The 11,675-nt window shown below is 38.8% G+C and carries 11 protein-coding genes; 3 read left to right on the top strand and 8 right to left on the bottom strand.

The annotated features are described in order from the left end of the window. The 6 genes from JR005_RS09640 to uvrB all read right to left on the bottom strand — a co-directional run. Positions 1–666, bottom strand: a 666-nt coding sequence (locus JR005_RS09640) for a hypothetical protein (protein WP_228731802.1), incomplete at its 3' end; no start/stop codon positions are given. Positions 667–675: 9 nt separating this feature from the next. After that, positions 676–1,422 (bottom strand): hypothetical protein, encoded by a 747-nt coding sequence (locus JR005_RS09635; RefSeq protein WP_004996725.1) that lies wholly within the window; start codon positions 1,420–1,422, stop codon positions 676–678. 137 nt (positions 1,423–1,559) lie between these two features. Next, positions 1,560–3,017 (bottom strand): glyceraldehyde-3-phosphate dehydrogenase, encoded by a 1,458-nt coding sequence (locus JR005_RS09630; RefSeq protein ID WP_004986966.1) that lies wholly within the window; start codon positions 3,015–3,017, stop codon positions 1,560–1,562. Positions 3,018–3,286: 269 nt separating this feature from the next. Beyond that, positions 3,287–4,225 carry an EamA family transporter RarD gene (gene rarD / locus JR005_RS09625; RefSeq protein WP_218664970.1) on the bottom strand — a complete coding sequence of 313 codons (939 nt, stop codon included), beginning with the start codon at positions 4,223–4,225 and terminating at the stop codon, positions 3,287–3,289. A gap of 102 nt (positions 4,226–4,327) precedes the next feature. Next, complete coding sequence (locus JR005_RS09620) at positions 4,328–4,918, bottom strand: lipocalin family protein (RefSeq protein ID WP_004986974.1); 591 nt, start codon at positions 4,916–4,918, stop codon at positions 4,328–4,330. 127 nt (positions 4,919–5,045) lie between these two features. Beyond that, positions 5,046–7,067 carry an excinuclease ABC subunit UvrB gene (uvrB, locus tag JR005_RS09615; RefSeq protein WP_004986975.1) on the bottom strand — a complete coding sequence of 674 codons (2,022 nt, stop codon included), beginning with the start codon at positions 7,065–7,067 and terminating at the stop codon, positions 5,046–5,048. A gap of 166 nt (positions 7,068–7,233) precedes the next feature. Here uvrB and JR005_RS09610 point away from each other — a divergent pair, with 166 nt between their 5' ends. Both JR005_RS09610 and JR005_RS09605 read left to right on the top strand, forming a co-directional pair. After that, a complete protein-coding gene (locus JR005_RS09610; RefSeq protein ID WP_218664969.1) occupies positions 7,234–8,034 on the top strand; it encodes a hypothetical protein in 801 nt (266 codons plus the stop codon). Positions 8,035–8,306: 272 nt separating this feature from the next. Beyond that, entirely contained in the window at positions 8,307–9,743 is a 1,437-nt protein-coding gene (locus tag JR005_RS09605) for a diguanylate cyclase domain-containing protein (protein WP_218664968.1), read from the top strand. Between the two features lie 22 nt (positions 9,744–9,765). On the opposite strand, the gene ykgO is transcribed toward JR005_RS09605, so the two are convergent. Next, positions 9,766–9,891: a type B 50S ribosomal protein L36 gene (gene ykgO, locus JR005_RS09600; protein WP_010588981.1), complete on the bottom strand. Its 126-nt coding sequence runs from the start codon at positions 9,889–9,891 to the stop codon at positions 9,766–9,768. A gap of 150 nt (positions 9,892–10,041) precedes the next feature. After that, complete coding sequence (locus tag JR005_RS09595) at positions 10,042–10,224, bottom strand: hypothetical protein (RefSeq protein WP_004986994.1); 183 nt, start codon at positions 10,222–10,224, stop codon at positions 10,042–10,044. A 216-nt stretch (positions 10,225–10,440) separates the two neighbouring features. On the opposite strand from JR005_RS09595, the gene JR005_RS09590 reads away from it, so the two are divergent. Then, positions 10,441–11,673, top strand: coding sequence for a pyridoxal phosphate-dependent aminotransferase (locus tag JR005_RS09590; RefSeq protein ID WP_034699926.1), 1,233 nt, complete (start codon positions 10,441–10,443; stop codon positions 11,671–11,673). The last annotated feature ends 2 nt before the right edge of the window (positions 11,674–11,675 follow it).

Here is an 11,675-nt window from a genome sequence, read left to right as displayed (position 1 = left end):
TATATTCTTCAATGGTAACTGCATCTGCATGTCCAGATTCGCCTGAGTCGTTTGTACGGAGTTATACATAATGGCATTAAAAGTCGCAATCTTACGCAGGGTCATTGGATCATTAATATTCAAAGTCGGTTTGAACTGATGTTGTATATTTAAATGTACTGGTTCATTAAACTCAAAATAGACAGGTCCACTAAATGAAATTTTAACAGGCAAGGTATAACTGCGTTTGAGCTGGAAAGGGACATCCAGTTGAATCGGAATATCTAACTTTAAAGGAAACTTGGGTAATAATTTATTTTGATAGATCAGATCTGTTGTGGTTTCAAGCGGCATCGTTTCATCAACTTTCAACATCGTAGAATAATCGATATTGACTGTGATTGGCGTTTCTACTTCAAAACTTAAATCGGCCAAATATTTACCACGTAACGGTAAATCTAACTGACGATTGATATCAATCGTCGTATCTAGTTTACCTACCGATCGAGTTTGCAGATAATTTCCGACATGGATTTTGGTCGGAAGTGATTCTGGTAAATGAATCTGAGCATGATGAGAAGAGACTGAAACAGAGGCCTGAATATTCAAATACAACCAGAATAAAACCGCGACCAACATCACGATACTAATAAAAATCAATAAAGTCCGTTTAACAGAAGCAAAAATCCACATCGATTACCGTTCCTTATGCTGCACAGCAACAGAATCCTTGTTCTGTGGCGCAGGCTGTAAATCGCCAGCCTTTTGAATCCGGATACTCGATAATGGAATTTTTAACTCACCCTGTCTGATTTTAATCGGCAAAGTATTTTGCACATCTACCGAAGCAGCTAAAGCTGTTTCAATGGGAACATTCAAATGCCCATTAATTGGAATATTGGTTTTAAGCGTCGTATCCAGTGGAATATTTAAATTTTCTTTTAATACTGTACGTACAGGCGCATCAAACTTAAGATGCACACTTTGTTCAAGCGGAACTTGTATATCAATCGGTACATCCAGTTTGATTGGAATCGTTCCTTTCAAGGGTAAAGTAATATCTTTACCCAAGACTTTGACCTGAACTTTAGTGTCAATGGGTAAATCCTGATTCACTTTTAAGGTTTCTTTTACTGGAATCGAAGTTTTAATCGGAACTTGATTATCGAAATAAACACGTGGAGTCAATGTCTGAGTTAAAGGGATATTCAGATCTTCACGAATGGGAATAGAGGCATTGACTCTCCCCGTCACATCCACATCCAAAGCATCCTGAATTTTAACTTTGGCCTGTAAAGGTTCTTGTAAATCAATATCAACAGCTTGATTTTTCAATGGGATATAAATATTAAAGTTTTTAAATACCCATATAGCAATAGCAACACCAATCAAAGCTGCCAATACAATAAATGCCAATGCACCCAACGCTTGTCTGAATTGCAACGATCTATCCTTAATCTGTTTTTTTCCTTCGTGAATAGTGTTCACATAATTTGTAAAATATTCAGCTTTGGTTTTGTATCTTATGTAAAAAAGCTCAGTCGAAACTGAGCTTTTGGAAATCTTGATCAGAAAAATGCTTAAGCATCGGTTCCAGCAGGAACTTTTGGATAGCTTACGCCACACATTTGCTCAGCGATACGTAATACCTGACAGCTATAACCGACTTCATTGTCATACCAAACATAAGCAGTTAAACGGTTACCCGAAGTAATCGTTGCCTGAGCATCAAAGACACCCGCAGTACGTGAACCAATAAAGTCACTTGAAACCACTTCAGTTGAGTTGGTATAACCAATTTGACCTTGCAGATTCGAGTTGATTGAAATCTGACGAATATATTCATTCACTTCGTCACGATCTACTTCTTTATCTAAAGTCAAATTCAAGATCGCAAGTGAAACGTTTGGTGTTGGTACACGAACCGAGTTACCTGTTAATTTACCTTTTAACTGTGGCAATGCTTTCGCAACCGCTTTCGCTGCACCAGTTTCAGTAATGACCATGTTCAAAGTTGCCGCACGACCACGACGATCCGCTTTATGATAGTTATCAATCAAGTTTTGGTCATTGGTAAATGAATGAACAGTTTCAACGTGACCATTTAACACGTGATATTTCTCATCCAATACTTTTAGGATTGGTGTAATTGCATTGGTAGTACAGCTTGCAGCAGAAATAATCTTGTCTTCATCCAAGATATCTGCGTTATTTACACCGTATACGACGTTTTTCATTTCGCCTTTACTTGGTGCCGTCAACACGACACGTGCAATACCCGCACATTTCAAGTGTTGGCTTAGACCTTCAGCATCGCGCCATTTACCCGTATTATCAATCAAAAGCGCATTGTTAATACCATACTGGGTATAATCCACTTCACTTGGACTAGATGCATAGATGACTTTGATGTAGTTACCGTTTGCGATGATCGCTTCGTTTTCTTCATCAACAGCAATGGTTCCTGCGAAAGTACCGTGAATTGAGTCACGACGTAACAAAGACGCACGTTTTGCCAAATCACCATCAGAAGATTTGCGTACTACGATTGCTTTAAGGCTTAAACCGCGACCCAAGCCAGATTGACTGATGATTAAACGCGCCAAGATACGACCGATACGACCAAAACCGTACAACACGACATCTTTAGGTTGTTCAGAAGTTGCATTACCTTTAATTGACTCAACAGCTTGAGCAACAAAAGCATCGATATCGCCGCCTTTTTCTTTATATTCAACAGCAAGCTTACCGATATCCACTTCAGCAGAACCGATATTCTCAATTTTAGCCAATGCTTCTAAAATTGGGAAAGTATTAACAACAGAAAGCTCAACATCAACAACGCGAGTACGACGATGCGTTTTTAAAATCTGAATCACAGAGCGGTTAATTAAAGAACGACCGTAAACAGAAACGACAATATTTTTTTCACGGTATAACTGACCGATTAACGCGATCATATGTTCCGCAATTTCTTCGCGGTTTTCCCAGCGACCTTGGTGTTCCGCGTGTAGGGCGATGATAGTGTCTTTGCTCACAAATACGTCCTCTAATGAATAATTTTAGGCGTGAATTTCAAAACCCCATAATTGTAAAGGAATTATCATCAAGATTGAATCAAAAGCTGTGAATGTCGATGATATTTTCAGTGATATTCACTATAAATTTATAAAATACTTATAATTTTTTATTTTAATTTTTACATTATTTTTCTAAAAGTGAGTCAAAATTTAAATTTCGTCGTATTTTTTTTGATCATATCAAATGTTACTCAAGTCTAAAGTGTTGAAATTTGATTAAAATTATCTCAAATCTCCTCGTTTAAGCGTTTTTGATAATGCGCAACATTTCGCTCAAGTGCTCGTTTATTTTTATGTTGTTGATAAAGGTGCCAACTTCCCTCTATCACTAACAATGACACCGCACACCAAATGGGAATGTAAGTGTACCATTCTTGAGGACTAATTTTTTCACCCAATGCCAAAGAGGCCAATGCCAATAAAATAGGCTCTAAATAGCTAAGCAGACCAAATAAAATCATCGGTAAAAAACGGCTTGCTAAAATATAACTCCCCAAACCCACTGCGCTTAATAAGCCTAGTCCAAGCACAACCAACCACATGAAAGATTGCTGTTGTAATATCGCCAGACTTTCCGTTCCATTTTGAATAAAGTACACAGCAATAGGTAAGATAATGACAATATCCCACCAAAAACCACCGAGATTATCCGTCCCCATTTTTTTACGCAATAAAAAATAAGCCGAGTAACCAAAAGCAACCAGTGCCGTTTCCCAAGCAATAGACCTTAAACGAAAAATTTCGTGACTAACGCCTATAACCGCAAGAATCACAGCAGCGATTTGAAATTTAGACAGTTTTTCGCCATAAAATAAGCTACCGCTCAACACCAGAGCCAACGGCAATAAAAAATATCCCAGTGAAACCTGTAAACCTCGTCCATTCATGGGTCCCCATAAAAATAACCAAAGCTGAACTGAAGTCAGTAACGAAGATAGAATCATTAATAAAAGGAAAGCTGGATTTGCAAGCACGCGTTGATAAATGCTTTTAATATGCGGCAAATCCCCCAACAACCACATCAGCAGCGTTAAAAAAGGCAAGGTTGCCAACATGCGCCAACCAAAGGTTTGTTCGCTATCCAGACCTGTTAATAACTGGGTATAAAAATACAATACACCAAAGGTCACCGATGCGATAACCGACAATATTATGCCCTTAAACATCCTGACCTCTTATATTAATACGCGAAAAATATCTAAAATATCAAACGATTAAAAAATAAAAAAACCATGCATTCGCATGGCTTAATCTTATCATCATAACCATTATTTTAGAGTATGTTGAGGGCGAATAATATCATTCAGGTCATAACCTAAAGATTTTGCATAACTCAAATACTCATTCAATACATCTTCAGACAGTTCAGGCGTTCTGGATAGTACCCATAAGTATTTACGGGAAGGTTCTCCGACCAATACAGTTTGATAATTTTCATCAAGTTTAAGAATCCAATAATCTCCCCGCGCAACAGGAACCCAACGTATTGCTTCAGGCAAAAAGCTGACTTTTAATTTGGTATTAAAAGGAGGATTTTCGACAAAAGCTTCACCAACCGATTGTTTAAGCACACCATCTTTGCTGTAACAACGATTATCAACAGTCACGTTACCATTTTCATTCAAGGTGTAAGTTGCGGTAATGTCCTTGGCACATTGTTTCTCAAAATACATTGGTTTACGTGCAATTTCGTACCAAACACCCAAGTATTTGTCTAACTCAACCCGCTCTACCGTTGGCAAGGGCTTACTTTGCGCATAAGCAACCGTTGCAACCGCTAAACCTGTTAATACAATCCCGCCCACTGCAATTTTAGTCAGTGTCCAACTGGCTTTTGGGAGATTCTGTTTTAATGACATTTGTATTCCCCTGCTCATTGTCTAATTTAATCGGCATCGATTTATTCAAGATTACTCACATTAGCTTGTTTTATATGCAAATAATGTATAAATATGTAGCAATTTACACAGAGAATGGTGTCCAGATTTATTGCAACATCTGTGCTTTTAAACGCACGATTTCATCGCGTAAGCGCGCTGCTTGCTCAAATTGCAACTCTTTCGACGCCTTGATCATTTCCTTCTCTAATTTACCAATATGCTTGGTAAAGAGTTTTGGATCAGCAAGAATATGTCGTTCGTCTGCTGAAAGCGCTTTCGCCTGATCAGAAATTTTGGCATCAATTTCATCATCATTAAAGACTTCACCCGTATCAATTTCTTTAATTTTCTGACGTACTGCACTACGCGGGGTAATCCCATGTTCCTGATTAAACTCAATTTGCTTATTACGACGACGATCTGTTTCATCGATGGCTTTTTGCATGGAATCAGTTACACGATCTGCATATAAAATTGCTTTACCTTTCAGGTTACGTGCAGCACGACCAATGGTTTGAATCAATGAACGCTCGGAACGCAAAAAGCCTTCTTTGTCTGCATCCAAAATCGCCACCAAAGACACTTCAGGCATATCCAATCCCTCACGGAGCAAGTTAATACCCACTAGCACATCATAAACGCCTGTGCGGAGTTCATGAATAATTTTGACCCGTTCAACCGTATCGATATCAGAATGCAAATAGGCGACTTTCACCCCATATTCTTTTAAATAAGAGGTCAAATCTTCTGCCATTCGTTTGGTTAATGTCGTCACCAAAACCCGTTCATCCAGATCTTTACGCAAATTAATTTCAGACAATACATCATCAACTTGTGTCAACACTGGACGAATTTCAATTTCAGGATCGACTAGACCTGTCGGACGAACCACTTGCTCCACAATCTGATCTGATCGTTCCAATTCATACTTGGCAGGTGTTGCACTGACATAAATTGTAGTCGGAACAATACGCTCCCATTCTTCAAATTTCATCGGGCGATTGTCCAGTGCACTTGGCAAACGGAAACCATAATTCACCAGATTTTCTTTACGTGAACGGTCACCCTTATACATTGCGCCAATTTGTGGAACAGTGACATGCGATTCATCAATGATCAGTAGCGCATCATCAGGTATATAATCAAATAAAGTCGGTGGTGCTTCGCCCGATGGACGACCTGATAAATGACGTGAATAGTTTTCAATACCGTTGGTATAGCCCAACTGCTGCATCATTTCCAGATCATAACGCGTCCGTTGCTCGATGCGTTGTGCTTCGATCAATTTGTCATGTTCACGGAAAAATTTAAGCTGATCCTGTAATTCAACTTTAATGGTATCGATCGCGCGGGATAAATTGTCTTTTGGCGTCACATAATGGCTTTTTGGATAAATGGTTACACGCGGCACCTGACGCAACATTTTACCTGTTAAAGGATCAAACCAGCGAATTGATTCAACTTCGTCATCAAACAACTCGATGCGAATCGCATTTTGATCGGATTCGGCAGGAAATACATCTAAAATTTCCCCCCGAATACGATAAGTACCCCGTAAAAACTCCAGTTCATTACGGGTATATTGCATTTCAACCAGACGGCGAATCAAATCATCACGATTGACACGATCACCTTCGACCACATGCAGCAACATTTTCATATAGGCTTCAGGATCACCCAAACCATAAATGGCAGATACTGATGCTACAATAATTGCATCACGACGCTCTAATAAAGCTCGTGTGGCAGAAAGTCGCATCTGATCAATATGATCATTAATCGCAGCATCTTTTTCAATAAAAGTATCTGACGAAGGCACATACGCTTCTGGTTGGTAATAATCATAATAACTGACGAAATATTCCACCGCGTTATTAGGGAAAAAAGCCTTAAACTCACCATAAAGCTGCGCCGCTAAGGTTTTATTATGCGCCATGACAATCGTGGGGCGTTGAGTCTGAGCAATGACATTAGCCATGGTATAGGTTTTACCCGACCCCGTAACCCCCAATAGCAACTGATTGCGATAGCCACTTTCAACACCATGCACCAGTTTTTCAATCGCTTGAGGCTGATCACCTGCGGGTTGGTAACTGGTGACTAATTCAAAGGGTTGCTTATCGCTCACTCGGCTGCTCTCTTCTTTTCAAAATTTCATTTCACTAAGCCCTTTATGGGGTAATTCACCCTCAATTTAAAGGCTTTTCCTGTAAATTTAATTTCTACATTTTGTACTTGACCCATCTGCGTTTCCTCTGCAACATGGAACATATCAGGATCAGAATTGAAACAACATGGCATACCATTATCACGACGAAAGCATCATCACAGAACTTCCTGAAGATACGGTTTTTGTCTTTGGCAGTAATATGGCTGGACAACATACACATGGTGCAGCACGTGTCGCTGCACAGCATTTTGGTGCAGTGAATCATATTGGTCGTGGTTGGGCAGGTCAAAGCTTTGCCATTCCCACTTTAAATGAACATTTGCAGCGGATGCCATTGTCACAAATTGAACACTATATAGATGATTTTAAAATCTATGCCCAACATCATCCCAAAATGAAATATTTCATCACCGCTTTGGGTTGTGGCATTGCAGGTTATAAGGTCTCTGAGATTGCCCCTTTATTTAAAGGCATTCACAACAATGTAATCTTGCCTGAGTCATTTAAACCCTATATTGATGAAAATGCCATTTCACAATTTCCAGATTTGACTTCGCATACTGTACAGTCCTTTATTAACGACGATGTGATTTTTTATTTTGATCATGGTAGCGACTCTTTTGAAGAAGCCTTAGATAAAACTGATTTGAGTGATGCTGAAAAATCGATTGCACTCATTGTTTTAAATGAAGATATGTACCCGCGCGACCGTTATGGCCGTGGCCGCGAAAGTGAGCTTGAAGATATTTTAAGCAAACTCAATGGCAAGATTTTTAATTTTCATGATAATCGCGAAGGTGCGATGATTTTTGTCGGGGTGATTGTGGCATTGATGGAACTTTATGATATCGATGAACAAGACTTCATTAAACTCTGGCGTGGTGATATCACCATTCAACATCCAATTAATCGAATAAAATCATAAGATATTGTATTCCCTGCTCTTTTATTCCTTTATAAAAGAGCTTTATAGATTTCTCTTATTCCGTCTTTTTTATCTCTGCCTTGCGAAGAAGAATAAATAAAATTGAATACGTGATCAAAGAAATCTTATGCTGACTCTTTCACAGCAAAACTATGGATACTTTTGCTCACCTACTTCACTTAAATTGTCTATTTTTTACACCTTACTATTTCCAAGTGTAACTGTTGGTTTTATACTCCATGAAAAATAAATAATTCATTGGAATTTCCTGAATGCAGACTTTAGATTCATCTATTTTTGACCTTGCACCGATTCCAATGTGGCTGGAGGATTATAGCGATATAAAAATCCAGTTTGATGCATGGCGCGCTCAGGGGGTCGAAGATTTACATGCATTTTTAAGCGAAGATCTTGATCGGGTACGCCAATGCGCTCATAAAATAAAAATCATCTCAGTCAATCAACAAACACTGGATTTATTTGAAGCAAATTCACAGGAACATTTATGTAGCAATCTAGATCGTATCTTTCAGGAAGATATGTTCAAATCCCATATTTATGAATTAATTGATTTATGGAATGGTAAAACTCATTTTTCGAGTGTAGCAGTCAATTACACTCTGTCTGGCAAACGTCTGGACATTCAACTACGTGGGTCAATCTTTCCTGGATACGAACAATCTTTTGAACGGTTACTCATTACCACTGAAGATGTGACCTCTTATCAAAACGCACGTAGATTAGAAGAAAAAAATCGCAGATTGGCTGAAGCAAGATTTGTATATTCACCTGCTTCACTCTGGGTTGAAGATTTCAGTCGGGTTAAAGTTCGAATTGATCAATTAAAACAGATTGGAATTGACGATTTTCGAACTTTTTTAGATGTACATCCTGAGTTTGTTAATCAATGTATTGAGGATATTTTAATACTGGATGTCAATCAGGCGACACTCGATTTATTTCAAGCCCCTGACAAACAAATCCTGCTCAAAAATATCCATAAAGTTTTTTCAAATGAGATGCTAGGCACCTTCCGCGAGCAACTGATTGAGTTATGGAAAGGTAATATTCATCATCAACGCGAAGCTGTGAATTATGCACTAGATGGCAGTATTCGTAATGTGTTGTTGCAGTTTACCGTTTTTCCGGGCTATGAAAAGGATTGGGGTCTGGTTCAAGTTGCTTTAACCGACATCACTGCACGGAAAAAAGCAGAAAATTATCTGGAATATTTGGGCAAACATGATGTACTGACCAAACTATATAATCGTTCGTTCTTTACGGAAGAACTTAATCGTCTGGAACGTAGTATCTTGCGACCTGTTTCCTGTATTTTTCTGGATATGAATGGCTTAAAAGAAGTCAATGATCAACTAGGGCATGACGTGGGCGATGGTTTATTACGTCGTGTTGGCAGTGTATTAACTCAAGCAATTCAAAATACAACCTATACAGCGTCACGTATTGGGGGAGATGAATTTGTCATACTGATGCCAGGAACAGATGAAACCGCAGTTTTGGTGATGCTACAGACCATTCAGGAACTGTTTAATATTGACAATCAATACTATTCAAGCCAGCCAATTAGTATGTCATTTGGTTCTGCGACCACACTTGAAAATGAAAGTATTGAAGCCATGCTTAAACGCGCTGATCAACAAATGTATCAGCGCAAAAAGCATTTTTATCAGGATAAAGAAGCGAGTTAAAAAAACAGGCGAAGTCTTGTTTTTATCCTTGACGTGCCTTAAAACGTGGATTGGATTTGCAAATCACATACAGCTTGCCACGACGACGAACAATTTGACAATCTGGCGAACGCTTTTTTGCACTTTTAAGAGAAGATAGAACTTGCATAATATAAGACCTATTAATAGATATGTTATAATATAACATTAATCTAAAACATCATTCTGCGTCAAGTCACAATGTTCATAGTCGTAATAAAAAAGCCTTTCATGGTTACATGAAAGGCTTTTGATTTAGCGTAAAGAAAATAGCTTAAAATTAGCGTTTTCCCATTGATCTACGCGTACCACGTGGCGGCATCCAAGTACGATCTGCATATTGTTCAGGTTTTGGGCGAACCTGATTATGCACAGCATCTTCGTCATCGCAATCTGCCGCTTGAGGCATTGGAAAAGGTAATTTCACTAAAGCCTTTTTCGCTTTGGGCTTTTGTTCACTCATGATGTTCACTTAAATTTTGGGTGACCTTTTGTTATTTTAAATGATTTTCACCTAAGATGCCGCTAAAAATAACAAAGTAAATGTCTATTCGTTTATTTGAATTACACTCGTGTCATGTTTTTTATAAATTTGTTTTGATAATAAAACACGTCTCAACAATTTTGGGCTAAGATAGTATGCTTTTATTTTTTTAATCCCATAAGAAGGAATGCTGCCGTGGACGTACGTCTGTCTGATCGTGTGAATGCCATCAAACCGTCCCCTACTCTTGCTGTTACCAACAAAGCTGCTGAACTTAAAGCAGCAGGTAAAAATGTGATTGGTTTGGGCGCAGGTGAACCAGATTTTGATACCCCGCAACACATCAAAGATGCTGCTATTGAAGCCATTAATAATGGTTTTACTAAATATACAGCGGTTGATGGTACGCCAGGCCTAAAAAAAGCAATCATTGCAAAATTTAAACGCGACAATAATCTTGATTATCAAGCGAACCAGATTTTGGTATCGTGTGGCGGTAAACAATCATTTTTTAACCTTGCATTGGCATTGTTAAATAAAGGTGACGAAGTCATTATCCCTGCACCTTACTGGGTAAGTTATCCAGATATGGTGATTATCGCTGAAGGGACACCTGTGATTGTAAAATGTGGTGAAGACCAACGTTTTAAAATTACGCCAGCACAATTAGAAGCAGCGATTACACCAAATACTCGTTTATTGGTACTAAATAGCCCTTCTAACCCAACAGGTATGATTTATACCAAAGCTGAACTTGAAGCATTGGCTGAAGTTTTACGCAAACACCCACAGGTTTATATCGCTTCTGACGATATGTATGAACCAATTCGTTGGGAAGATGAGTTCTACAATATCGCAACTGTTGCTCCAGATTTGTATGACCGCACTATTGTTTTAAATGGTGTATCTAAAGCCTATGCCATGACAGGCTGGCGTATTGGTTATGCAGCAGGTCCAGCAAAGCTCATCGGCGCGATGAAAAAAATTCAGTCTCAATCCACTTCAAACCCGACTTCGATTTCACAAGTTGCTGCTGAAGCTGCATTGAATGGCCCACAAGATGTACTTGAGCCAATGATTGAGGCATTTAAACGCCGCCATGATTTAGTTGTAAATGGCTTAAACGAAATTCATGGTATTAGCTGCTTACCAGCCGATGGCGCTTTCTATGCTTATGCCAATATTCGTCCACTCATTCGTGCCAAAGGTTTAAAATCTTGCACCGAGTTTTCTGAATGGTTACTTGAAGAAACTGGTGTTGCCGTTGTACCGGGTGATGCTTTTGGTCTGGGTGGCTTTATGCGTATCTCGTATGCGACTGCAGACGAAGTTTTAGTCGATGCTTTAGCGCGTATCAAAAAAGCAGCTGAATCTATCGATGGCATTGATGCTGCAATTGCCTCTATTGAAGCTGAGAAAAAAGCTTAATT

Source organism: Acinetobacter sp. Colony158 (assembly GCF_019264745.1).
Lineage (GTDB): Bacteria > Pseudomonadota > Gammaproteobacteria > Pseudomonadales > Moraxellaceae > Acinetobacter > Acinetobacter ursingii.
Note: the sequence above shows the minus strand (reverse complement) of the source record. Positions and strands in the feature narration are given on the sequence as shown.

Excerpts from the sequence above, each read along its gene's own strand:
- rarD (WP_218664970.1), bottom strand. The coding sequence starts at position 4,225 with ATGTTTAAGGGCATAATATTGTCGGTTATCGCATCGGTGACCTTTGGT.
- JR005_RS09610 (WP_218664969.1), top strand. The coding sequence starts at position 7,234 with ATGGCATACCATTATCACGACGAAAGCATCATCACAGAACTTCCTGAA.
- JR005_RS09605 (WP_218664968.1), top strand. The coding sequence starts at position 8,307 with ATGCAGACTTTAGATTCATCTATTTTTGACCTTGCACCGATTCCAATG.
- ykgO (WP_010588981.1), bottom strand. The coding sequence starts at position 9,891 with ATGCAAGTTCTATCTTCTCTTAAAAGTGCAAAAAAGCGTTCGCCAGAT.
- JR005_RS09595 (WP_004986994.1), bottom strand. The coding sequence starts at position 10,224 with ATGAGTGAACAAAAGCCCAAAGCGAAAAAGGCTTTAGTGAAATTACCT.
- JR005_RS09620 (WP_004986974.1), bottom strand. The coding sequence starts at position 4,918 with ATGTCATTAAAACAGAATCTCCCAAAAGCCAGTTGGACACTGACTAAA.